Genomic DNA, 24,052 nt, shown 5'->3' with positions numbered 1-24,052 from the left:
CACTTATTTCCCTATTCAAAATCCTTCACCCTCGCCTGCACCACTTCAAACCGGTTACGTTTTTTGTTATCGGAAGCAAACTCCATAGGCACAAAATAGTCGTTATACCCGGAAGCCACACCATCGTTCCATTTCTCAACCAGAATGCGTTGCTCAGTGCCATCAAATGGCGTGCGATACGCGGTTGTGAGCTCTTCTGCCAACTCGTGCATTCGTTTACTGCGCTCAGTTTTAATCTTATCGGGAATATGATTTGGCATCCGTTCTGCACGCGTTCCCTGACGAACCGAATATTTAAAAATATGCATGTGTCCGAACCCAACCATCCGTGCCACATTTATGGTTTCTTCAAACTCCTCCTCGGTTTCTCCCGGGAAACCCACGATGATATCAGTTGTGAAATTAAACTTAGGGTCGACTTTCCGCACCCTTTCAACAATGTTTAAAAAATCTTTCACCGTGTACATACGGCGCATTTGAAGTAAAATGCGCTCCGAACCACTTTGAAGACAAAGATGCAGGTGCGGTGCAAGTTTTGGATGCCCTATTAACGTAAAGAAATGGTCGTCGAACCGGTCGGGTTCGATGGAGCTGATGCGTACCCTGAAATCACCGTCTAGATTAAGAATTTTATCCACCAGCCCTGAAAATTTCACTCCATCATATTCATAACGGCTGATGTTAACCCCGGTAAGCACAATCTCCCTAGCTCCTTTGTCCACAACTTCCCTCACATTCTGCAATACCTGCTCAACAGGACGGCTGATGGCTCTCCCGCGAACGAAGGGAATGATGCAAAATGTACAGAAATTATCGCAGCCATCCTGAATTTTTATCAAACTGCGGGTATGAAACATTTCGGTGAACGACTGGTAGCTGAAAAGGTCGTAATCCTCACTGGAAAGTTCAGCATTACCGGTTTTCACCAACGAGTCCACACTGTGAAAAATCCCGCTTTTACCTTTGTTATTGATGACGGTGGCTTGCGGAAACTTTTTTTGCAGTTGATTGGCATGGCTCTCGGCCATGCAACCTGTAATCACCATTTTTGCATCGGGATTGATGCGACCGGCATGACTGATGACGTATCTTGATTTCTGGTTGCTCTGATTGGTGACCGTGCAGGTATTCACCACCACCACATCGGCTCCATCTTCCTGCTCCGATACCTCATAGCCATTTCCTTTAAACTGAGCCGCCAAAGCATCAGTTTCATACTGATTTAGCCTGCAACCTAATGTTTTAAATGCAATCTTCATATTATTGATTAAGCTTTGCGATTTGAAATCGCAAAGCTTTAGTTTATTAGGTTAATCTTTCCATTTAAACTAAACACTTTTATGCTTCTCCTTGGTATAATTGATGTTTTAGAAATAGCAAAATGATAGTTCTTCTTTAACTTTGATTATTCAGTCGGGAATTAACTACACAACAACACGTGATTTAAGCGCTGTTTTAGTAGCTTTCCGAGTATAGAATTTCGGGGTCGATGTCAATGTCCTTATTCCATTCGATTGTATCAAAACTAGGCTTTACAGACTTAAACACTTTCTCGTCTTTAAGTTGCTGATAAACTGAGATATGTAAATAAGGTTTCATATCAAATCTTTTGACTTCATTATTTTCAAAAGTCAATAACAGGATATAATTATCTAACGCCTTAACATCTTTTACTGCTATATACATAACACTATTATTTTAAAGGTTCAATCTGAAATGGTTTTTCTCCGTTTTGACATAACAACCAATCTGCCATTAACTCTTCTTTATGAATTTCAATCCATGCCTGAATAAGCTTGATTTGTTTCGCTGGCATATGGCCATTAATAATTTCTCCAGTTTGAATATTAAATGTTGACCTAAAATCCTGATAATAGCAATGAATATGCGGAGGATTATGCTCCTTTGGAGCATAATACATCCTAATTATAATTCCGAAGAACATTGATATTGTTGGCATAATATAATGGTTTATCTTAATTTAATTAACTGTTTAATTTTTTTTCCTAAGAATTCTAAAGATTATAGATCTTTAGAATTTAGACAGATAGAATAGATTAAAAAGATGATTAGACATAACTGGTTTTCTATTTTGTCTTGTCTGTCAATCTAAAAATCTATTATCTAAAGATCTTTTAATCAATTCGATATAAATCGAAACAGTCTCTAATAAAACCTTTATAATTTATCAAGCATCAACTGTTTGTTTTACCATCTCCCCTTCAGTACTAAAAGGCCTTACCGATTCAATTCTTATATCCACAAAAGAGCCAATCAAAGAGTGGTCGTCCGATGCAAAACGTACTGTGATTTTTCCTTCAGTATGCCCGCTCAAAAAGCCATCTTTACGGTCTTTTCCACGAACTAAAACCCGCACTGTTTCACCTTTTAACCTTTGGGTATGTTCAACAGCAACTTTTTCCAAATCGGAAGTTAAAACGGCATAACGCCGCTTTTTCTCAGCATGCGGCACATCATCCTGCCAAGCATAGGCTGCTGCACCCGGACGTGGCGAATACATGGCGATATACGCCATGTTATATTTGAATTCCCGAACCGCAGCACGGGTGTTTTCAAACTGCTCTTCTGTTTCACCCGTAAATCCTACAATGATATCGGTAAACAAAGTCGCGGAAGGAATCAAGTCACGAATCCAGCTCACTACTTCACGATAACGCTCCATACTGTGTTTGCGATTCATGCGAATAAGCACTTTATCATCGCCCGATTGCACCGGCAGGTGAATCTGTTTACCCAGCGAGCGATGACGCGCAATGGCCTCAATCACATCGCGCGACATATCGCGCGGATGTGGTGACGTGAAGTAAATCCACACTTCATTGCCGGAATCATCGGCCATTTTGCCCAATTCATCCAACAATTGAGCGAAAGAGAGCTCCTCCCCTTTCTTATCCAACCCGTAAGAGTTCACATTTTGTCCCAAAAGGGTGATGCTTTTATATCCCTTTTCAACTAAACCACGTGCTTCTTCTATAATATCGGTTGATGGACGGCTGACTTCACGTCCGCGGGTATATGGCACGGCACAAAAGGTACAGAACTTATTACACCCATTCTGAATGGGAATGTAAGCCTCAAAACTGCTGTTATATACTGGCTCAACTTCCCATGTTTGAGGGGCTGCTGCAACTTTCGAGACAGGCTTTAAGCCGGAAAAACCCAGTTTTTCGGCGGTTGATGCAGGTGTGGCTACCTTAATGAACTCATCATCGTTAAGTCGGCCAAAATTGGAAACAGGCGTAGTAACGCCGTATTGACTGAGCATGGCAGGAAAAGTTGCCAACTCTTTCATATCGAAAACCAAATCGAAAAGCTTCAGGAATTTCTCATGGTCATCGGGTAAAATGCACCCCGACACAAAAGTGATTAAATTCCTTTTGTTCTTCCATTTGTTCCATTTGGCAATTTTGGAATAAACCTTGTCAATGGCCTTTTGCCTTACCGAACAGGCAATGATGCCAATTACATTGGCATCTTCCTCTTTCTCCGTTGCCTCATAACCCATCTTTGCCATCACCGCCTGCACCCTCTCCGCATCGGCCTGATTCATCTGGCATCCCAATATTACTAAATGGTACTTCATATAAATTATTTTAACGCAGAGACGCAAAAACGCAGAGTTTTATATTTTTCTTTGTGACTTAGCGCCTTTGCGTTTATATAAAATCAAAAATAAACTTCCGTAAAAATATTTGATGACTTTACGCCTTGTTTTTCAAGGATATCATACACATCGTAAATCATGTCACAATTTCCGCAAAGATAACACAAAGTATCGGAATTTACAGGATTTTGTTCCAGCCAACCGGTTACCCGACCATGAAAATCACCATTGGTATCCTGTGATGTGCACGCTGCATATCGACTTGGCTTATAGGCCTCTTTTTCGTAGGCTTCTTCAACAAACCGTATGCCGTGAATTAACCGGTAATCTATTCCCGGATAGGATTTCACGAAACTGTGGAATGGTGAGATGCCTGTCCCGCTTGCCACAAAAAGTAACGGTTTATTTAGCTTTACAGCCTCTTCTATGGTAAAATAGCCCACTGCATCGTTAATTACCACCGAATCGCCCGGAACAAGTTTCTTTAATGCAGGTGTTACCAGTCCGTTTTCCACTTCTCTTACCAATATTTCCAAATAGTCGTCCGATGGCGCATTATATATTGAATACTCCCTTGTGTGGATACCGTTTGGCGGGCCAACCTGAATGTGTTGTCCCGGAAGAAATTCCAAACCGTTACGTTCCATCTGAAGAACAAATGTAGAGTCGGTTAAATCTCTTTTATTGATGATTTTATGAAGGTTGAATCTTCTTTTTTGCATATGATATACTCCTTAAAAGGATAAAATTATCTGAATTTCGGAGTGCAAAAATGCAAATTTTTCGATTGAGTTCAAATAATATGGAGATAATTATATCTTTTAGTCTTGTATTGGGATAGCCGATTAAAACCAACTCTGGTATCAAAGTCAATCATAAAATTTCTGGTTAACCTGGTGCGTTTGGCGTTCCCCCTCGGGGGTTAGGGGTGAGCGAGGGAGATAATACAGATTTGACTTGACACTAGTTATCTGATTATATTTGAAGAGACAAATTGCTTAAAATCAATCATTAACAATTTAGCCTCCGTCCATTTCGGGAAAAAATAGCAGAAAGACATTAAAACAGTTGAATAGATGTCAGGGCTACGCCCCTAAAAGGATTCGGTTTGTCTATATACTACGAAGATATCAGGACTACGTCCCTATTTTATTTTTGATGATATGAATGTTATAGGGCGTTAGCTCGTAATCTTTGTAGTATAATATCATTTATTAATTATTTAAAAGGGCGTAGCCCTTATATCTAAAACTATTCCGAAACATTTGAGTGTAGAAATCAATCTAATATATAAACCTTCGTATTTTTTGTCTCCTTGTGGAGAACAAATTTCTATCTTTGCAAACTAAATAAATAAACAATGTCCGGAAAATTATATCTCATTCCCAATACCCTTGGAACAAAAGAGTCAACGCACGTAATTCCTGCTGATGTAGCAAACATTGCGGTAGCACTTCGCCATTTTATTGTAGAGGATTTACGCACGGCACGCCGTTATTTGCGCGCACTTGACAGGGAAATGGATATAGATGGTTCTCAGTTCTATATGTTGAATAAACGCACCACTCCGGCGCAATTCGCCGAATATCTGAAACCCCTAAAAGCAGGCCACAATGTGGGAATCATATCAGAAGCCGGTTGTCCGGGAGTTGCCGACCCGGGAGCAGAGGTGGTAAAGTTGGCACATCAGGCAGGAATCGATGTGGTTCCAATGGTAGGTCCTTCATCCATTTTATTGGCTTTAATGGCCTCAGGAATGAATGGACAAAACTTCGCATTTGTTGGTTATATCCCCATCAAAAAAGAAGAGCGAGTTAAAACCATACGCCAATTGGAAAACCGTTCACGTAACGAGCATCAATCACAGATTTTTATAGAAACCCCCTTTAGAAACAACCACCTTTCACAGGACATTGTTAGTAACTGCAACCCTCAAACACGGCTTTGCATTGCTTACAACCTGACCATGCCCGATGAATATGTGGTGACTAAAACCATCGGCCAATGGAAAGGAAAACTGCCTGAATTGCACAAAAAACCTGCAATATTTATAATACAAGCCTAACTTAAATTCAATTGAAAGCATGAATAAGCGAAAAATTCGAAAAGCTATAAAAAGAATAAAATACCTACCCAGGAACAAGTATCTCTTTAAATATCTCGGAAACAAATTAAAGCACTTTTATTACAAAGCAACGAAATCCAAGAAAGTTGCTTACCCCTCAACCATAATGCTGGAGTTGACAAATCATTGTAATCTGCATTGCACCACATGTCCTCGTGAATACGATTACGGAAAAAAAATGGATAAAGGAAAAATGCAGATTTCTCAAGCCAAAACCGTCATTGATGAACTGTGGCCTTATATTGATTCTATTGGGCTGACCGGGATGGGCGAAACTTTCTTGTATAAAGATATTGAAGAAATTGTTGACTATATAAAATCTAAAAACAAGGGTATCATTATATCTGTTTCTACAAATGCGATGCTTCCTGATTTTATTGATATAGTAAAACCAATAGTCGATAAAATAGATACCATCCAGATTTCTATTGATGGTCTAGGAGAAAAATATGAAAAGATTAGAATTGGAGCCAGTTTTAATGCATTGCAAGAAAATCTAAAATCTTTATCAGACTTGTGTAAAAACAGTGAAACTACCTTGATGTTAAATATGGTAGTAACCAAAGAAAATTATACCTGCATGGCACCGCTTGTCAGGTTTTCAGAAGACATAAATATAGAATTTCTGGACTTTACCCTTTTTAATTTGGCTTCTGTTACAAAAATAGACCGAAACTATTATCAATTTTATAAATCGGAAGAGTTTAAAATCGCATTAAAAGAATTAGACAGGGTGGCTGATTCTTCAGATTTTGTAACAGTTACCAATCGTAATTTCTCAACGGATAATAGTTTTCAAAAATGCCCTTTCCCCTGGACGCATTTCTATATTTGTTGGAATGGCTTTGTAACTCCTTGTTGTGCAAAACCATTTCCCAAAGAGTGTAATTTTGGGAACGTTTTTGAAAGTGGCGTTATGAATATTCTTAATGGCAAAAAAATACAAGCTTGGAGACAATTATGGTTCAATAATGAAACCCCAAAGTTTTGTGACAAGTGTCACTTTATTGATATTGAGCCAGTTGCTGCAGGAGCTTAATGTTTCATCTTATGGCTTTAGTTATCTCATATTTGAATTGACGAAACTCATGTTCAAAATTTGGAGTAAAAACACCTTTCCCCAAATTTTCTTCAATTTCATTAATCTGCCAAACCTTCCCGCCATCTAATTCTTCCGGATTGGGTTGGATTTCGCCATCATGTTTTAAAACAAAGACATAAACCAGTTCTCGTTCCAAATCACTCTCCCATATATATTTTCCAATGGAAATTGCTCCTATGGGATTAATGCCTATCTCCTCTTCAGACTCTCGTTGCAGCGATAGTTCAACCGATTCGCCATAAGAGATGTGACCTCCAACGGCAGTATCCCATTTTCCCGGCTGAACCAATTTGTGAAGCGGACGTTTTTGTAACCATACGCCACCGTTTTTAACCACCTGTAAATGCACAACAGGATGTAATGGCTTATCTGTGCCGTTATGTACCTCGGAACGTAAAGCCATGCCAATCACTCTCCCTTGTGTGTCGACAAGCGGCAGCTTTTCTTCTTTCTCTGAATGATGATGAATGGTGCTCACTGGGTGAAATTTCTAATCATATAGATAATTAAACAAATGGCCACAATTGAATTAGTGGCCATTTTTACATTTAATATGTAATCAAACATCTCTTATTTATGCAGTGCCTGCAAACAGGCATTTACATTTTTCTCAATTCGGGCATGAACATCTTCTGCTTTGGCTTTTACAAACTCATCACCGGTAATTTTTTCGAAGAGCTCAATGTAACGCTCAGAAACGCTGTTGATGAATGATTCATTCATTGTTGGTACTTGTTGTCCCTCTTTCCCTTGAAAACCATTTTCGATTAGCCATTGACGAACAAACTCTTTGGATAATTGTCGTTGTTGTTCCCCATTCTGAAGACGCTCTGCGTATCCCTCATTGTAGAAATAGCGAGAAGAATCAGGTGTGTGAATCTCGTCGATGAGATATATTTTACCATCCTTTTTGCCAAATTCATATTTGGTATCCACCAGAATCAGACCCATTTTGTCAGCCATTTGCGTCCCACGTGCAAAAAGTTCACGGGTATATTTTTCAAGTTGAATGTAATCCTCTTCCGAAACAATACCCTGACTTAAAATCTCCTCACGTGAGATGTCTTCATCGTGTCCATGGGCTGCCTTGGTGGTTGGAGTAATAATGGGTTCACTGAACTTCTGATTCTCAATCATACCTTCAGGCAAAGATACACCGCACAATGTGCGTTTTCCGGCTTTATACTCACGCCAAGCATGGCCGGTGAGATAACCTCGAATAACCATTTCAACCTTAAAAGGCTCACATAGATGCCCGATGGTTACCATCGGGTCAGGAGTGGCTACTTTCCAGTTTGGAACAATATCCACAGTTGCATCCAGAAACTTGGATGCAATTTGATTTAAAACCTGGCCTTTAAAAGGAATTCCTTTGGGCAGAACCACATCAAAAGCAGAAATCCTGTCAGAAACAATCATCACAAGATAATCGTCATTGATGTTGTAAACATCCCGGACCTTGCCTATGTATTGCTGCTTCTGACCGGGAAAATTGAAATTGGTTTTTACAATCGCGCTTTCCATTGATTGTATATTATTTTAGTTATTGATATTTGAAAGAAATATGGCTTTTTATACCTCAACAAGACATAAGAACCACAAAATTTATTAGTTACAATACAAACTTAAAACATAAAAAGGTAGAAAATTATTCCAATTGCCCCTCCCCCTTTAACCTAAAACTGTTCAAAGTTGTAAGTTTGAAGTTCAAAGTTTGAAAACCATAAAATTTCATCAACCCAAAACCTTGAACCTAAAACTTCAAACCTAAAACCTAGAACCTAGAACTTTAAACCTCTCTCACTCCTTCTCATACGCTTCAACAATGTCCTGTACCAAACGGTGACGAACAATGTCCTTAACAGTAAACTTTATACGTTCAATGCCTTTAATGCCTTTTAAAATTCGCATGGCCTGAACCAGTCCTGAGGTTTGTGGATTTGGTAAATCAATCTGCGTCACATCTCCGGTTACCACAAATTTTGCATGGTCTCCCATCCGGGTCAGAAACATCTTTAACTGGTTGGTGGTTGTATTTTGTGCTTCATCAAGGATGACAAAGGCATTGTTAAGCGTCCGACCTCTCATATAAGCCAAAGGTGCAATCTGAATGGTTCCGTTCTCCATGAACTCTTTTAGTTTTACGGGGGGAATCATATCCATCAGCGCATCGTATAATGGCTGCAGATAAGGGTCAATTTTCTCCTTTAAATCTCCCGGTAGAAACCCTAATTTTTCACCCGCTTCTACAGCAGGACGGCTTAAAATGATTCGTTTAACCACACGTATTTTCAGAGCTCTCACGGCAAGAGCAATGGCTGTGTATGTTTTTCCGCTTCCGGCAGGTCCAACGGCAAATAATAAGTCGTTGGTGTCGTATGCTTTGAGCATCCGACGCTGATTTTCAGTACGGGCTTTAATGGGTTTCCCGTTCACCCCATATAAAATGGTGTCGCTGTCCTCAGTCCCACCTCCACTGGAAGAAGTCCCTACCAACATTTCAATAACGGAAGATTCCTTGAGCACGTTATACTGGTGGTAATGTTCAATCAGAAGATTGACCTTCTCTTCAAAATCGGCAATTTCAGCAGCATCACCCATGGCTTTGAGCCAATTACCTCTCGCTACAATTTTTAGTTTTGGAAAATGGGCTTTGATGATGTCCAGATTGGCATTTTTCACACCCAAAAACTCCATCAAATCAATGGATTCAAGATAAATAAGCTTTTCTATCATATATTGGTTTGGAAATCCTTATTATTTCAAATACAAATTAACAACAATTTTTGCAGATGGGAAGTAGATATGTTGGATTTTGAAAATAATATTGATAACTGTTTATCTCTTTCTTAGTTCCTAATCAAGGGACTTTAATACCTCATTGATTAAAATATTGAAACAATACTCCCATTGAGTATTTAATCAATGAACAAAGATGTTCATTGATAGACCCATTGTATTTTCTTATAAACTAGGAAACAGACAGGTGAAACAACTTCCTGCACTCAGGCTACTTTTCACATGTATTTCTCCATTATGCTCGTCCATAAACTCTTTGCATAACAACAATCCCAAACCCGTCCCTTCCTCATTTTCAGTACCCTTAGTTGAAATGTTTTTGGAGATTGTGAACAATTCAGATAACTGATTTTGACTCATCCCTATGCCATTATCAATAACTCTTATCTCAACAAATTCTTTATTCTCATTCTGAACCTGATTGGCACTAATAACAATCCTTCCATTGATTTTGGTATACTTAATGGCATTTGAAATTAAATTTCTAATAATTGTTTCCAGCATATTTTGGTCTGCGAAAATCTTCAAACTTTGCGAAATATTGTTTTCAATCGATATAGACTTTTTATCTGCCATATATTGCACAACGTCAAGAATGCTCTCAACAATTTCATATGCATTATGGAACTTGGGGATGAATACGATAGAATTGCTCTGTGCTCTGGCCCAATCTAATAAATTATCCAACAAGCTATGTGTATTTTTAATGCTAATATTAATTGTTTCAATACACTTTTGTTTGGTCTCTTCGTCCAAACTTTTATCAGTTATTAGGAGCTGCGATAATCCCCATATGTTGCTAATCGGGTTTTTTAAGTCATGGGCAATTATACCAAGAAATTTGTCTTTTGACTCATTCATTTTGTTAAGTTCCTTATTCTTTTCCTCAATCTCCTCCTTTATTAACATGGACTCATTCGCCCTTTTTTTGAGTTCACCATTGATTAACAGACTTTCTGCGTACAAAGTTTTGGTTTTCTCCTGCTCTGCAGCCAATAGCTTATTCGACTTAAAAAGTTTGAATCTAAGCCTAAATTGAATCCTGTTTATAATGTATCCAAGGACTATAATAGGGTATACATCGGCCAAAACGATAAATTCTTCTTTTGATGGTTGATTTATGAAAATTAAAAACAAAGTAAAAATCAAAATTGGGAATCCGAAAATTACAGCCGCCAGTTTGTCATTCTCCTTTACATCTAATGAAACCAGAAAAATTACTAAAATCGCTCCTGTTACACTAGGGGCAAGACCCTCGTCATGCAAATGAATAAGGCATTTTGCATACATCATAAACTGAAGTGCAAAATATATTGATATGTACAAATATTTTTTGAGCCAAAAATTCTTGTGTTTGTTTGTTAAATGAACAATTAACAGAGTAATTACAATAGTTAAAGGGATTATACGGGTTATTACTCCGGGGTAATTTTGCCTCACAATCAAATCGGAGTATAAATAGAATAGTAATAAGGGAGCACCAAAAATTAGAATCAGGGTAAGATTTTTCAAAAAGATTTTATTCAAATAATTTTCAAACTCTTCTCTTATACGAATTGAATTCAAACTATTTAGCATGTTTCATATAATCATTATTAATATTTATTTTCAGCTCCCAAGCAGGCTCATTATAATCAACACTTCGTCGTGTTTCTGAAAAAATGGACATTTTACCTGATTCTCAAAAATACTACGTATTTTTTAAACGATGTTACTAAGCCGCGTTTTTTGCAATTAGTTTTGAACCTCTTACTAACATTTCCTTAACGATTTTTATCTAATTATCTAATTTAATAAATTTGAATAACTCATGATACAAGACAGGCTATATTTTCAATTAATTTTTAACTTTGGATATTATGAATAATGCCAACTTCGCACAGAGAAAATTTGAAGAGGGGTTCAACTGCGCTGAATCTGTCCTTTTCGGTTCCGTTAGGGATAAGAATTTTGACTTACCTTTGATATTGGCCGCTTCAAGTGGTTTTGGAGGCGGAATGGGCCGCAAACAGAAAGTTTGCGGTGCCATTACGGGTGCCGTAATGGCCATTGGAGTTCTTAATTCTCCGTATAATGATTCCGCAGAATTAGATGTTGAAATTTTGACATCTTCTATGGAAATTAAAAACCGGAACTATCAATTGGTGCATGAGTTTATTTCTCATTTTGAGAAGGAGTTTGGCCATGTTAACTGTCTTGAGTTGCTGGATAATTGTGATTTAACCACGCCGGAAGGTTCGGCGTTGTTTAAATCAGGGAAGTTGAAACAACAACTATGTTACAAGTATGTGCGGTATGCTGCCGACTACGTTGAAAATTTAATTAAAAACGATAATGCAGTCTAAAAAAGAGACCTTTCAGCGTTTGCTGGATATTATGGATATTCTCAGAGAAAAATGTCCGTGGGACAGTGTGCAGACCAACGAAACTTTGCGTACACTGACCATAGAAGAAACCTACGAGCTGGCCGATGCCATTTTGGAAGGCAGCGATGAAGCCATTGGTAAGGAGTTGGGCGATTTGCTTTTACACATAGTTTTTTATGCCAAAATTGGTGAAGAGAAGGGTGCGTTTAACATCGAAACCGTTATGCAAAACCTGATTGAAAAGCTTATTTATCGACATCCGCATATTTTTAGTAATACCAAAGTTGAGAATGCCAAAGAGGTGGAAGAAAACTGGGAGCAACTCAAGTTGAAAGAAAAAAACGGCAACAAATCGGTTCTCTCGGGAGTTCCGGATTCACTTCCGGCAATGATTAAAGCCAACCGGATTCAGGACAAAGCGCGTGGTGTGGGATTCGACTGGGAGGAACGTTCTCAGGTGTGGGATAAACTTCAGGAGGAGTTCAATGAACTGAAAACAGAGGTTGAAAAAGGCAGTCAGGATGGAATTGAAGATGAATTTGGCGACCTTTTTTTCTCACTCATAAACACCGCACGTTTATACGGCATAAACCCCGAAAATGCGCTGGAACGCACCAATCGCAAGTTTATTTCCCGCTTTAACTATCTCGAAAAAGAGACCATACAAAAAGGGCGGAATTTGAAGGAGATGTCGCTTGCCGAAATGGATGAAATCTGGGATAAGGCTAAGAGAAATGAAAAGTAGTAAAGATAAAGCTATCATACTATATATATTTTCAAAAAATTCCTATTTTAGCGTAAACCATCATTCAAAATAAATACATGGCCAACGCAAAAGCAACGACTCATGGTGTAGGTTTTGGAACTGCGCCGGTTTTTTTTACAGCCATTTCTACCATATTAGGTGCCATCCTGTTTCTTCGATTTGGATTTGCAGTCGGAAGTCTTGGATTTTGGGGTGCCATTCTAATTGTGGTTTTAGGCCACATGATAACATTGCCAACAGCATTGGCTATTTCTGAAATATCAACCAACACCCGCGTAGAAGGTGGTGGCGAATACTTCATCATTTCCCGTTCATTTGGTCTGAAGATTGGTTCAACCATCGGTATTGCATTGTTTCTCTCCCAAGCCATCAGCGTGGCTTTTTACATCATTGCATTTACCGAGGCATTTGAACCCTTTTTTAATTGGTGGTACGCTACCTTTGAATATGAACTGCCACGACAGGCCATCAGTATTCCAGCATTGGGATTATTGGCTTTAATCATTCTCAAAAGAGGAGCTAATCTGGGCGTGAAAGCTCTTTACGTAGTGGTTGGCATCCTGTTTTTGGCTCTCATCCTGTTTTTTGCAGGCAAACCCATTGAAGCAGAAGAGGCCTTGCGGCAACCGGGTAATAATTTTGGTTTTTTTAACCGTGATAACTTTTTCGTGATATTTGCCATCTGTTTTCCGGCATTCACAGGAATGACAGCCGGTGTAGGACTGAGCGGTGACCTCAAAAACCCGGGTAAATCTATTCCTTTAGGCACACTGGGCGGAACTGTAGCAGGGATGCTTGTTTACCTTTTCATCGTCTGGAAAATGTCTGTTTCTGCATCGCAAGCCGATTTAATGGAGCATCAGCTCATCATGTCGCACATTGCCATTGGTGGCGCCATTATCATTCCCCTTGGATTGGCAGCATCAACCATTTCATCGGCATTGGGGTCGGTTATGGTTGCACCGCGTACTTTGCAGGCTTTGGCGTATGATAAAATTTTCCCGTTCAGACGATTCAACCTTCTAATGGCCAAAGGAAAAGGAAAAACAAGGGAGCCTTTCAACGCAGGCATTGTCTCTTTTGTCATCGCCTTTCTTTTTGTTGCTTTAGGTGATGTGGATGTAGTTGCCGAAATCATCTCCATGTTCTTTTTAATCACCTATGGTTCTCTATGTCTCATATCTTTTCTCAATCATTTTGGTGCACCTCCATCCTATCGTCCGCGTTTTCGCTCACGTTGGTATTTTTCTTTGGCCGGGTTTTTACTTTCAGTTTGGGTGATGTTTATGATTAACCCTTTCTATACCATCATGGCCTATGTTATCATTGTTATTCTATACCTTGTAATTGAGCATTACAACAAAGACCAGAAGGGATTGGTAAATATTTTCAAAGGGTCGCTTTTCCAGCTGAACAGGAAAATTCAGGTTTACATGCAGAAGAACCAGTCGGAAACCGATGCCGACGAATGGCGTCCGGCCGTGGTCTGTATCTCTCCGCATTCGCTGGAACGTGAAAAAGTGCTGGATTTAATGAAATGGATAAGCTATAAGCATGGTTTCGGTACATACTTCCATTATCTTGAAGGATATTACAGTAAGCAGACTTATGCCGAGTCGCGGGAAATCATGAAGCAGCTCATCAATTTACAAATTGAGGAGAACAATGCAATGTATATAGACACCATGATTTCACCATCCTATACATCAGCCATAGCACAGGTTATTCAAGCTCCATCCATTTCGGGAATGGAAAATAACATGGTGCTTTTTGAATACGATAAAAACAAACCGGAAGAGATTCACCGGATTCTTGAAAACATAAAACTGACAAAGGCCGGCAATTTTGATGTCTGTATTTTTGCCAGTTCAACAGCTTCGGTTCGTTTTCAGAATGGAATTCATGTCTGGATTAGACCTACCGACATGACCAACACCAACCTGATGATTTTACTGGGTTATATCATTATGGCACACCCCGATTGGCAAAAAGGGCACATCAAAATCTTCAGCATTTGTGCTCCGGGACACACAGAAGAGACCAAGCAGGAGCTCGAAGAGCGCATTGCCAGTGGCCGTTTACCAATTACTTTAACCAATATTGAAATCATTGCCTCTACCGGAAATCAAACCATCAGTGAAATCATCAGCACCCGTTCGCGCAATGCTGCGTTAACCATCATGGGATTCAGAGATGAAAAAATTAAGCACGAAGGCGTTCATTTTTTCAATAGTTTTCACGATATTGGGGATATTTTATTTGTGAATGCAGCCAAATCTAAAGAGATAAAATAGCATAAGTTGAGAGAAACTGTAAAACGTATAGTTTTAATACGCGAATTAAAATTGTCGCGTAAAAGTTTACCAGGTAAAACAATTGTTCTATGTCAACCATCAGATTTAAAGAAGTTCAGAGATTTGACCAGATTTGGCTTTGGGTCGTTTTAATATTAACAGGTATTCCTGCTCACTTCGCGCTTGTTTACCAGGTTATTCTGAACACTCCCATCGGACAAGCTCCCGTATCTGACTCGCTTTGCATCATATTTTCTGCGTTTCACATCATCATTACCATCTTTTTACTCATTATTAAATTGGATGTGGAAATCTCTTCAAGGTTTATCTCATACCAGTTTTTTCCGTTTCATTTGAAACGGAAAAAATACCCGTTGGGACAGGTGCACAGTGCTTTTATTCGCGAGTATCACCCCATAAAAGAGATGAGTGCATTGGGTTTAAAACTGGGGCAGCACTCAAAAGCATATAATATTAAAGGATATTGGGGAGTTCAACTGGAATTTCGCGGAGGCAGGCAACTGTTGCTTGGAACTCAAAAACCTGAAGAGTTTGATGCGGTGCTCAAAGAGTTGCATATTCCTGAAGAGTAAACTTCTGTAACTGTTTTCTGAATTAATATTCATAAGGTTTTATAATAGATTGTTAGACTTTAGATTATTAGATATTAGATGCTAAGCACGGCAAAGTTTGAACGCAGTAAAATTCCGATGCTTTAATTTATTTCCTTCTGAACCCGCATTTCGGGATAAAATATATAGTCTAATAAAGAAAAATATAGCCCCAAACCATCGGAACAAATGTTTCTAATTATCTTATCCATCTATTCTATCTGTCTATAATCTAATAGTCTTCGCATCTATTAAATTCCTAAAATAGTAACTAATCAGACATTAAGATAGATATCCATGGATTTAAAACACATGGAAGATACAATCATCGAAAACACTGTCATTTGTCATATAAAATTAAACCCGTGGGGTTTAATTTTGTTGTAATAACAGAGTGGTAAGGCTTAAGAAACATCATCACCCAAAAATTAATCGCATAAAACAATAATATACCAATGAAGAGATTCCTTTTATTACCAACTTTTTTGATGCTTGCTGCAATTATTCTTGCAGAAGAGGCCAGGCTCCTGAGATTTCCGGCCATCAATCAAAATCAAATAGTATTTACCTATGCCGGTGACATATACACCGTTCCGCACGAAGGCGGAATAGCACGAAAACTCACTTCACACGAAGGATTAGAGATTTTTCCGCGTTTCTCACCCGATGGAAACCAAATTGCCTTCACCGGACAGTATGATGGCAATACCGAAGTTTACCTGATTCCCTCTGAAGGCGGCATTCCCCAAAGATTAACCTACACGGCCACGCTTGGGCGTGATGATTTGGCCGACCGCATGGGGCCAAACAATATTGTTCTAAATTGGACACCCGATGGGCAGATTGTATACCGTTCCAGAAGGCACTCTTTTAATGCTTTTAAGGGACAACTGTTTAAAGTAAGTCCCGAAGGAGGTCTTTCTACGCGCGTGGAAGTCCCCGAAGGTGGATTTCTGTCTTTCTCTCCCGATGGAAAAAAAATGGCATACAACAGGGTATTCAGGGAGTTCAGAACCTGGAAATACTACCAGGGAGGTATGGCCGATGAAATTTGGATTCATGATTTTGAAACCAGGGAAACACACGCCATTACCGACAATCCGGCACAGGATATCATTCCAATGTGGATTGGAGAAGAGATATTTTTCCTATCGGACAGAGACCGTACCATGAACCTGTTCGTGTATAATACACGAACAAAGGAGACAGAAAAAGTAACTCATTTTGATGAGTTTGACATCAAATTCCCCTCCCACTTTCAAAACCACATTGTTTTTGAAAATGGCGGGTACATTTATAAAATGGATGTCACCACACGAAATTATGCAAAAGTATCTGTAAAGATAAACAACGACAAAAACCATTCGCGGGTTGAAAGAGTCGATGCTTCGGAGAGAATATTCTCAGCCGACCTTTCACCAAATGGTGAAAGGGTCTTATTTTCGGCACGAGGAGAAATTTTTTCTGTACCAGCTGATAAAGGCATCACTTATAATTTAACCCGTACCTCAGGTGTTCACGAACGCAATGGCATTTGGTCTCCCGATGGTAGTAAAATAGCCTGGTTATCAGATAAAAGTGGAGAATACGAAATATGGGTGAATGATGTTTACGGAGGAAATGTTCCCCGACAACTTACCACCGGCGGTGATGTTTACAAATTCAACATCGCCTGGAGTCCAGACAGCCGCATGATTGCCTGGAATGACCAAAGTTTTAAGCTCTATGTTACGGATGTTTCCAACGGAAGAACAAGAGAATTGGCTGAAAATAATCTGGGGCCAATCAATGACTTTTCCTGGAGTCCGGACAGTAAATGGCTTACCTATACGCATTGGAATGACAACAGAATGGGCATTGTGAAAATCATTAACCTGTCAACCGGCAACATTGATCCGGTTACCGATAAATGGCACCACTCATATAGTCCCGTTTTCTCTGCCGATGGCAAATATCTGCTGTTTGCATCCGACCGAAGTTTCAGTCCCATATACAGCAGTACCGAATGGAATCATGCATACATCAACATGGCGAAAATCTATATGGTTTTACTCAGCAGCGATACCCCATCACCTTTTGCTCCGCAAAATGCAGTAGTTAAGACCGAAGAAAAGAAGAAAAATGATGAGGAGAAAAAAGAGACAGATGTACGAATAGATTTTGCTGGAATTGGAAGTCGAATTGTTGAGCTTCCCATTGAGCCTGCCAGGTATTTCAACATCAGTTGCGTAAACAACCGGGTTTATTACAACAGAATGTTCCAGGGAGGACGTGAAGGAAATGGCTTGATGATGTATGACCTCAATGAGAAAAAAGAGCAATCTCTGGGAGATTATCGATATACCATTTCTGCCAATAACAACAAAATGCTGGTTGGCCGCAATAAAACCTGGAGAGTTATTGATTTGCCAACATCCACGGTACAGATGGAAAACACCATTGACTTGTCGGGTATGGTGGCGGTGGTAAACTACCGTGAAGAGTGGCAACAGATTTTTGATGAAGCATGGCGACAAATGCGCGACTTCTTTTATGTGGACAATATGCACGGCGTAGATTGGGATGCCATTTACAAACAGTATTCTCCGCATGTTCGTTATGTTAATCATAGAACCGACCTCAACTATGTCATTGGTGAAATGATTGGAGAACTCAACGCAGGACATGCTTATGTGAATCCCGGAGACCAACCACAGGCTAATCGCATTCCGATGGGACTTCTTGGCGCAAGGTTTTCGCAACATGAATCAGGCTATTTCAGAATTGACCACATTTTGGAAGGTGCAAACTGGAGCAGTGATTTACAATCACCACTGAATGCTCCCGGTGTGAATGTCTCAGTTGGTGAATACATCGTAGCCGTAAACCGTGTTCCAACCGAAAGTGTAAACGACATATATGAACTATTGAAGGGCACGGCGGGAAAAACCGTTGAGTTAACCATTAGCAACAGGCCTTCAACCAGTAATGTTCGTCATGTTCTTGTTACTCCAATTGCCGACGAAAGCGGATTGTATTACTATGAATGGGTACAAAACAACATCAGAAAAGTTCATGAGGCGACCAATGGCCAGGTGGGATATCTGCATATTCCGGACATGGGACCGGGTGGATTAAATGAGTTTGTCAAACATTTTTACCCGCAACTACACAAGAAGGCATTGATTATTGACGACCGTGGAAATGGTGGCGGCAATGTTTCACCCATGATTTTGGAAAGACTGAGCCGCGTTCCGTATCGTGTAAACATGAGAAGAAACTCTAATGTGGTTTCTACCATTCCTGCACAAACACTTGCCGGTCCCATGGTGGCGCTGGTTGATAAATATTCAGCATCGGATGGTGACCTGTTTGCTCATGGCTTTAAGGCACTTGGACTGGGAACGGTTATTGGAACCACAACCTGGGGAGGCATTGTGGGAATCACCGGCTCTTTGCCATTTATTGATGGGACAGATTTGCGCATTCCTCAATTCACTTCCCTCTCCATGGAAGGAAATTGGATGATAGAGGGTGTTGGTGTTGAACCTGATATCTTTCTGGAAAATGATCCTTACAAAGAATTTTCCGGAGAGGATGAGCAACTGAATAAAGCCATCGAGGTAATACTTAAAAAACTTAAAGAGCGCGAGGAACTACCAACCATTCCTTCTCCGCCGGTTAAGAATTAGAGCAGATATTTAATAAGACGATAACAGACGCAATGAGACGAGTTTCTTTGATGATTAAGGCACATGATGGAAATAGAAAGTAATGTATAAAATTATCATAGGTGTAAATTCAAAAAACCATCATAAATGGTTTTCCATGCGACGAAGAAAATCCCACTTGCCTTGGCAAGTGGGATTTTCTTATGCTATATTTATTTAGACAAGATACAATTTAGAGCGTTGCTAAAAAAAAATGTATTAACAGCAAATCATAACAAATGTCATGATTTACATCATCTTTGAACTACAATTAAATTTATGATTTTGCCCTGGTAAAAGGTAATTATCCTGTAGTTCATATTTGGATGCTAAATATAATTTATCTATTTTCCGCAAAATTTTGTAAACCATAGCTTGTTGCATGGCTGGTTTTTATTAAGCCAAGCACTTAAATATCAAAATAATGGATGTTTATTAGATGTGATTTCTATTCCCATGAATCAGATATCTAATATAGATTCAGAATTATTACATAGAATACCAAGAGAAAAACTAAACGATAATAGGAAGCTCTTTTCAGTATGATAACAGAAAGTAAGTCTACCACAATGGTTATGATGAATGGTAATGAAGCAGTTGCCAGAGGTGCCTTTGAAGCAGGTGTAAAAGTTGCTGCCGGATTCCCCGGAACACCGTCCACCGAGGTAATGGATTATACACATCAAAGATATCCCGATATATATTGCGAATGGTCAACCAATGAGAAAGTGGGTTTAGAAGTAGCCATAGGTGCTTCATTTGCGGGTTATCGCAGCTTGGCAATAATGAAAACTGTTGGCCTACACGTGGCAGCTGATGCGCTGGGTGGTGCTGCCGGTAGTCAGATCAACGGTGGCCTGGTAATAGTCGTTGGCGATGATGTTGGTCGTATCGCTGGTGACGACTATAACGATGTTCGTCATTACGGGAACATGTTCAATATCCCTGTATTGGAGCCAAGCGACAGTCAGGATGCTAAGGATCTTATGGTTAAAGCATTCGCGATTAGTGAAGAATACACAACTCCTGTCATACTTAAAATTACATCAGTTATATGCAAAACAACCAGTCGCGTTATCATTGATGAAGATTATACTTACGAAGCAAAATGCCGGGTTAAATATCCCGTAAGTTTCAGTAAAGTTATCATGACCACCATGATGATGAATGCAAAAGGCTCCGAGCATCCAAAATTGGTCAAATGTTTTAATGATTTTCCGGCTCACATGAAACGTTTGGCTGATGACTGCAATGACTTCGACATTAACAATCTGGAGTTGAGGGGTAAAAAGATTGGCGTAATTACAGCGGGTACACCTTATTTTTACACAAAAGAAGTTTTACCCGATGCTTCGATTTTAAAACTGGGTCTTGTTATGCCGCTACCGGAAAAGTTAATCCGAAAATTGGCTAAACACGTTGACAAGCTCTATGTAATAGAAGATGGTCATGATATTTTGGAGAAGAACATCAAGGATTTGGGCGTATCGGTCATTGGGAAAGAGTTATTTCCTAAATTTCCCGAAATGACGCGTTTCACTCCTGATGTTATTGAGGAGAAACTTGTTCCCGATGCTCCCAAAAGAGCAATTATGGATGGCATTCCTTTTAGATTGCCTGTTAGTTGTGCCGGATGTTCTCACCTCTTCATTACACAAATATTAAAAAAACATAAAATCAAGGCTGCTGCTGATGTAACTTGTGGACTAATAGGTTGTTTTCCCCATACGGAGGCCTATTCACTACAAAAGTGTATGGGATCAAGCATTGCACTATCTCATGGTTACAACGTAGCAACAGATCACAAAGAAAATTTTGTTGCCATGATTGGTGATGGTGGTTTTTGGGCAACAGGAATCAATGGGTTGATGAATCTGATATTCAATGACAGTCAATCAACGGTGATTATTGTTGACAATAGCTGTCTTGCAATGACTGGCGGTCAGCATATCGCTTCCAGTGAGTTTGGGTTTAATTATAAGCCGGAGAACAAACTGGAAATTGCCAAAGTATGCGAGGCCATTGGTGTAAAAGATATTGTAACCGTAGATGCCTACGAAATTGAAACCCTTGAAAATGCCATCCTCAACGCGGTAAATGCAAAGACTAATTCAGTAGTTATTGTTAAAAAACCATGTATTACCAAATTTAAGCTACCAAAAAGCGATCCTTATCATATTGATCAGGAACTTTGTACGCAATGTCGGAAATGTATCCATATTGGGTGTTTGGCCATTGAGAGTAAAAAAGGCAAGGACGGAAAAGTTGAAATAGTTATCAACGAAGATCTTTGTGTGGGCTGTGGGTTATGCTCTACGGCATGTAAATTTGACGCCATAAAATTATAAATATGCAGGACACAGGTAAAAACATTATAATAGCTGGTGTGGGAGGACAAGGTATTCTCCTTTTCAGTAACCTTTTAAGCAAGTTTTATATGAAACTTGGGTATGAGTTGAAAATATCTGACGTAATTGGGCTAGGACAGCGAGGCGGAGGTGTAGAAAGCCATTTCCGGTATTCTAACAATCCTGTGCTATCACCCTTTATTAAAGCAGGTGATGCTGATTACGTGATATCTTTTGAACAAACTGAAACACTGCGGTATTTGCATTGCTTGAAGGAAGATGGCATCATTTTATCAAGTACTTTTGAGTTATCTACTTCCAGCGTAAACACACGACTGGAAAAAGACATGCCTGAATCTAAAACAGAGCTGATCAGGAAATCGGGAAAGAAGACATTTATTGTTGATCCCGATGAAAATAAAAATCCCGATTTTGACATCAGTAAAATGATGAATATTGTCATGCTTGGATTCTATGCTGAGTTGAGAGGTTATTCGCACGATGAGATGATCCAAATTGTAAAGGAAAATGTTCCTAAAAAGTTTGTTGAGGGAAACATAAAGGCCTACGAAAAAGGAATGGCAATTGCTCAAACAGAAGTTGCTGAAAAAGAGTCAGAATTAAGTAATTGCTAAGCTTTAAGGGTACAAAATGAAACTAGTCACGATGTTTCGTGACGAGTTCTCCCGAAATATCGGGTGTAATTGGATAACAAATTTACAAACACATGAAGATACCTGAAGGTGTTGTGTTATTGGATAGTTTAGGTGATTTAAAACCTAACAACACTTGTCCGATTCTGGTGTGCGGTTCACATTGTGGTGGTAACAGAGAGCTTGCTCAACACGTAAGAAACTGCAATGTAAAGGCGGTATTTTTAAACAATGCAGGTATTGGTAAAAATCAGGCAGGAATCAGAGGTCTTTTACATTACGAGACTGAGGATATTCTAGCCTGTGCTGTTGATCACAACAGCGCTGAAATTGGTATTGCCCAAGACACCTGGGAGAGCGGAACAATAAGTCACACCAACGCCCAAGCCAAAGAAGCAGGAATAGAAATTGGTGATGCTGTAAAAGATGCCGTTGCCAAAATAATCAATATGGGTTACCCCACCCCAGCGACTCGAGAAAGTAAAATCCACGCATCTAACAATAATGAAACCAACAGCAAATCTTTAAAGCAACAAACTCAAACAGAAATTAATGGTGTGTTGATCACTGTCACCGATAGCATAACTTTTTTGAATGAAAGCAATGCAGGTGATGTTGTTGTATGTGGATCTCATGGCGGTTTGAGTGCCGGTGAATATGCACAGAAACATCGCCTGAAAGCTGTTTTTTTTAACGATGCAGGTATCGGCAAAAACAGTGCAGGTACAAAAAGCCTTGAATCTTTAAGTGATGCAGGAATAATTGCTTGTACGGTAAGCTGCATGAGTGCGGAGATTTTTAACGGGCAGGACGTACTTAACAATGGCATTGTCTCTGTTTGTAATCAATTGGCAAAAGAGCGTAACATCAAAAAAAATATGACGGTTAAAGAAGCCCTCAAGCATATTTAGCATACTGCATTTTAATATATCTGGTAAACAGGCGTCGCAATATCGTTTATCTTTCTTCAATAATGGACTATTCTGCGATTTAGCCACATATTCGGCAAACAAAGTCAACTCTCAAAACTTAATAGTCGGTCATTTCGAGCGTAATGAGAAATCTATATTAACAAGTCGGTCAAGAAATTAAAAACAATACTATATTTGGAAATGTTCGATAATATTTAAAGTCCCAAATACTTATAAACTAAACCAATACAAAAAATAAGTGATGCAAAAAAACGATTTGCCAAGTAACGAAAACGGTTACTTAAAAGATTACATTTTCTTAATTACTAGCAGTTTAAAAAACTTAACGAACATTGAGTTAGTGGACTTTTCATTAAATTTGGAAGAACAGGCAAAACAAGTATTCAATTCCGATTATGTACTTTTAGCTCACAATGCGACACAGGAACCCATATTTAACTATGCAAATAAAACGGCACTTAGGCTTTTTGAAATGTCATGGGACGAAATAACAAATATGTCCTCTAAATACTCTGCTGAAAGTGACGAGAGAGCTAAAAGAGAAAAGGTTTTGGCTGATGTAACTGAGAAAGGGTATTCAAAAAACTATTCGGGTATAAGAATATCTAAAACCGGCCGAAGATTTAAAATCCAAAATGCTGTTATTTGGAATGTATATGATTCAGAAAATAATAGAGTTGGCCAAGCAGCAATGTTTGATGAATTTGAATATTTTTAGCAACCCAAAGGACTGTGGGGCCAT

General features: G+C 39.2%; 20 protein-coding genes. 11 read left to right on the top strand and 9 right to left on the bottom strand.

Going from position 1 to position 24,052, the window contains the following annotated elements:
- Positions 1-11: 11 nt before the first annotated feature.
- The 5 genes from mtaB to EV194_RS05685 all read right to left on the bottom strand — a co-directional run bounded on the left by mtaB (position 12) and on the right by EV194_RS05685 (position 4,347).
- On the bottom strand, positions 12-1,259 hold the full coding sequence (mtaB, locus tag EV194_RS05705) for a tRNA (N(6)-L-threonylcarbamoyladenosine(37)-C(2))-methylthiotransferase MtaB (protein WP_132433005.1): 1,248 nt from the start codon (positions 1,257-1,259) through the stop codon (positions 12-14).
- A gap of 196 nt (positions 1,260-1,455) precedes the next feature.
- Complete coding sequence (locus tag EV194_RS05700; RefSeq protein ID WP_132433003.1) at positions 1,456-1,686, bottom strand: DUF2442 domain-containing protein; 231 nt, start codon at positions 1,684-1,686, stop codon at positions 1,456-1,458.
- Between the two features lie 7 nt (positions 1,687-1,693).
- Complete coding sequence (locus EV194_RS05695) at positions 1,694-1,960, bottom strand: DUF4160 domain-containing protein (protein WP_132433001.1); 267 nt, start codon at positions 1,958-1,960, stop codon at positions 1,694-1,696.
- A 228-nt stretch (positions 1,961-2,188) separates the two neighbouring features.
- On the bottom strand, positions 2,189-3,604 hold the full coding sequence (locus EV194_RS05690; RefSeq protein WP_132432999.1) for a MiaB/RimO family radical SAM methylthiotransferase: 1,416 nt from the start codon (positions 3,602-3,604) through the stop codon (positions 2,189-2,191).
- 83 nt (positions 3,605-3,687) lie between these two features.
- Positions 3,688-4,347 (bottom strand): ferredoxin--NADP reductase, encoded by a 660-nt coding sequence (locus EV194_RS05685; protein WP_132432997.1) that lies wholly within the window; start codon positions 4,345-4,347, stop codon positions 3,688-3,690.
- A gap of 638 nt (positions 4,348-4,985) precedes the next feature.
- On the opposite strand from EV194_RS05685, the gene EV194_RS05680 reads away from it, so the two are divergent.
- Positions 4,986-5,690: an SAM-dependent methyltransferase gene (locus EV194_RS05680; RefSeq protein WP_132432995.1), complete on the top strand. Its 705-nt coding sequence runs from the start codon at positions 4,986-4,988 to the stop codon at positions 5,688-5,690.
- Between the two features lie 19 nt (positions 5,691-5,709).
- Entirely contained in the window at positions 5,710-6,789 is a 1,080-nt protein-coding gene (locus EV194_RS05675) for a radical SAM protein (protein WP_132432993.1), read from the top strand.
- A 4-nt stretch (positions 6,790-6,793) separates the two neighbouring features.
- Here EV194_RS05675 and EV194_RS05670 read toward each other — a convergent pair whose 3' ends face one another.
- The 4 genes from EV194_RS05670 to EV194_RS05655 all read right to left on the bottom strand — a co-directional run bounded on the left by EV194_RS05670 (position 6,794) and on the right by EV194_RS05655 (position 10,944).
- Positions 6,794-7,330: an NUDIX hydrolase gene (locus tag EV194_RS05670; protein WP_243699341.1), complete on the bottom strand. Its 537-nt coding sequence runs from the start codon at positions 7,328-7,330 to the stop codon at positions 6,794-6,796.
- A 92-nt stretch (positions 7,331-7,422) separates the two neighbouring features.
- Positions 7,423-8,376, bottom strand: a complete 954-nt coding sequence (locus EV194_RS05665; RefSeq protein WP_132432991.1) for a phosphoribosylaminoimidazolesuccinocarboxamide synthase — start codon at positions 8,374-8,376, stop codon at positions 7,423-7,425.
- A gap of 276 nt (positions 8,377-8,652) precedes the next feature.
- Positions 8,653-9,588 carry a PhoH family protein gene (locus EV194_RS05660; protein ID WP_132432989.1) on the bottom strand — a complete coding sequence of 312 codons (936 nt, stop codon included), beginning with the start codon at positions 9,586-9,588 and terminating at the stop codon, positions 8,653-8,655.
- A 228-nt stretch (positions 9,589-9,816) separates the two neighbouring features.
- Positions 9,817-10,944 (bottom strand): sensor histidine kinase, encoded by a 1,128-nt coding sequence (locus EV194_RS05655; RefSeq protein WP_165921809.1) that lies wholly within the window; start codon positions 10,942-10,944, stop codon positions 9,817-9,819.
- Between the two features lie 566 nt (positions 10,945-11,510).
- Between EV194_RS05655 and EV194_RS05650 the strand changes: the two genes are divergently transcribed.
- The 9 genes from EV194_RS05650 (at position 11,511) to EV194_RS05610 (ending at position 24,028) form a co-directional block, all read left to right on the top strand.
- Positions 11,511-11,996: a C-GCAxxG-C-C family protein gene (locus EV194_RS05650; protein WP_132432985.1), complete on the top strand. Its 486-nt coding sequence runs from the start codon at positions 11,511-11,513 to the stop codon at positions 11,994-11,996.
- On the top strand, positions 11,986-12,762 hold the full coding sequence (gene mazG / locus EV194_RS05645) for a nucleoside triphosphate pyrophosphohydrolase (protein ID WP_132432983.1): 777 nt from the start codon (positions 11,986-11,988) through the stop codon (positions 12,760-12,762). Before EV194_RS05650 ends, mazG begins: the two co-directional genes overlap by 11 nt.
- A gap of 77 nt (positions 12,763-12,839) precedes the next feature.
- Positions 12,840-15,077, top strand: coding sequence for an amino acid permease (locus EV194_RS05640; protein ID WP_132432981.1), 2,238 nt, complete (start codon positions 12,840-12,842; stop codon positions 15,075-15,077).
- A gap of 89 nt (positions 15,078-15,166) precedes the next feature.
- Positions 15,167-15,670, top strand: a complete 504-nt coding sequence (locus EV194_RS05635; protein WP_132432979.1) for a hypothetical protein — start codon at positions 15,167-15,169, stop codon at positions 15,668-15,670.
- A 473-nt stretch (positions 15,671-16,143) separates the two neighbouring features.
- On the top strand, positions 16,144-19,359 hold the full coding sequence (locus tag EV194_RS05630; RefSeq protein WP_132432977.1) for a S41 family peptidase: 3,216 nt from the start codon (positions 16,144-16,146) through the stop codon (positions 19,357-19,359).
- 560 nt (positions 19,360-19,919) lie between these two features.
- A complete protein-coding gene (locus tag EV194_RS05625) occupies positions 19,920-21,725 on the top strand; it encodes an indolepyruvate ferredoxin oxidoreductase subunit alpha (protein WP_132432975.1) in 1,806 nt (601 codons plus the stop codon).
- A 2-nt stretch (positions 21,726-21,727) separates the two neighbouring features.
- Positions 21,728-22,360, top strand: coding sequence for an indolepyruvate oxidoreductase subunit beta (locus EV194_RS05620; RefSeq protein WP_132432973.1), 633 nt, complete (start codon positions 21,728-21,730; stop codon positions 22,358-22,360).
- Between the two features lie 92 nt (positions 22,361-22,452).
- Positions 22,453-23,289 carry a hypothetical protein gene (locus EV194_RS05615; protein ID WP_132432971.1) on the top strand — a complete coding sequence of 279 codons (837 nt, stop codon included), beginning with the start codon at positions 22,453-22,455 and terminating at the stop codon, positions 23,287-23,289.
- Between the two features lie 262 nt (positions 23,290-23,551).
- The gene (locus EV194_RS05610) at positions 23,552-24,028 is read left to right on the top strand and encodes an MEKHLA domain-containing protein (protein ID WP_132432969.1); all 477 of its coding nucleotides are present in this window, start codon (positions 23,552-23,554) and stop codon (positions 24,026-24,028) included.
- Positions 24,029-24,052 lie beyond the last annotated feature (24 nt).

The organism is Natronoflexus pectinivorans, from assembly GCF_004345615.1.
Lineage (GTDB): Bacteria > Bacteroidota > Bacteroidia > Bacteroidales > Marinilabiliaceae > Natronoflexus > Natronoflexus pectinivorans.
The sequence above is the reverse complement of the archived record's forward strand: the minus strand, read 5'-3'. Positions and strand labels throughout refer to the sequence as shown.

Excerpts from the sequence above, each read along its gene's own strand:
- mtaB (WP_132433005.1), bottom strand. The coding sequence starts at position 1,259 with ATGAAGATTGCATTTAAAACATTAGGTTGCAGGCTAAATCAGTATGAA.
- EV194_RS05700 (WP_132433003.1), bottom strand. The coding sequence starts at position 1,686 with ATGTATATAGCAGTAAAAGATGTTAAGGCGTTAGATAATTATATCCTG.
- EV194_RS05695 (WP_132433001.1), bottom strand. The coding sequence starts at position 1,960 with ATGCCAACAATATCAATGTTCTTCGGAATTATAATTAGGATGTATTAT.
- EV194_RS05690 (WP_132432999.1), bottom strand. The coding sequence starts at position 3,604 with ATGAAGTACCATTTAGTAATATTGGGATGCCAGATGAATCAGGCCGAT.
- EV194_RS05685 (WP_132432997.1), bottom strand. The coding sequence starts at position 4,347 with ATGCAAAAAAGAAGATTCAACCTTCATAAAATCATCAATAAAAGAGAT.
- EV194_RS05680 (WP_132432995.1), top strand. The coding sequence starts at position 4,986 with ATGTCCGGAAAATTATATCTCATTCCCAATACCCTTGGAACAAAAGAG.
- EV194_RS05675 (WP_132432993.1), top strand. The coding sequence starts at position 5,710 with ATGAATAAGCGAAAAATTCGAAAAGCTATAAAAAGAATAAAATACCTA.
- EV194_RS05665 (WP_132432991.1), bottom strand. The coding sequence starts at position 8,376 with ATGGAAAGCGCGATTGTAAAAACCAATTTCAATTTTCCCGGTCAGAAG.
- EV194_RS05660 (WP_132432989.1), bottom strand. The coding sequence starts at position 9,588 with ATGATAGAAAAGCTTATTTATCTTGAATCCATTGATTTGATGGAGTTT.
- EV194_RS05655 (WP_165921809.1), bottom strand. The coding sequence starts at position 10,944 with ATGATGTATGCAAAATGCCTTATTCATTTGCATGACGAGGGTCTTGCC.
- EV194_RS05650 (WP_132432985.1), top strand. The coding sequence starts at position 11,511 with ATGAATAATGCCAACTTCGCACAGAGAAAATTTGAAGAGGGGTTCAAC.
- mazG (WP_132432983.1), top strand. The coding sequence starts at position 11,986 with ATGCAGTCTAAAAAAGAGACCTTTCAGCGTTTGCTGGATATTATGGAT.
- EV194_RS05640 (WP_132432981.1), top strand. The coding sequence starts at position 12,840 with ATGGCCAACGCAAAAGCAACGACTCATGGTGTAGGTTTTGGAACTGCG.
- EV194_RS05635 (WP_132432979.1), top strand. The coding sequence starts at position 15,167 with ATGTCAACCATCAGATTTAAAGAAGTTCAGAGATTTGACCAGATTTGG.
- EV194_RS05630 (WP_132432977.1), top strand. The coding sequence starts at position 16,144 with ATGAAGAGATTCCTTTTATTACCAACTTTTTTGATGCTTGCTGCAATT.
- EV194_RS05625 (WP_132432975.1), top strand. The coding sequence starts at position 19,920 with ATGATAACAGAAAGTAAGTCTACCACAATGGTTATGATGAATGGTAAT.
- EV194_RS05620 (WP_132432973.1), top strand. The coding sequence starts at position 21,728 with ATGCAGGACACAGGTAAAAACATTATAATAGCTGGTGTGGGAGGACAA.
- EV194_RS05615 (WP_132432971.1), top strand. The coding sequence starts at position 22,453 with ATGAAGATACCTGAAGGTGTTGTGTTATTGGATAGTTTAGGTGATTTA.
- EV194_RS05610 (WP_132432969.1), top strand. The coding sequence starts at position 23,552 with ATGCAAAAAAACGATTTGCCAAGTAACGAAAACGGTTACTTAAAAGAT.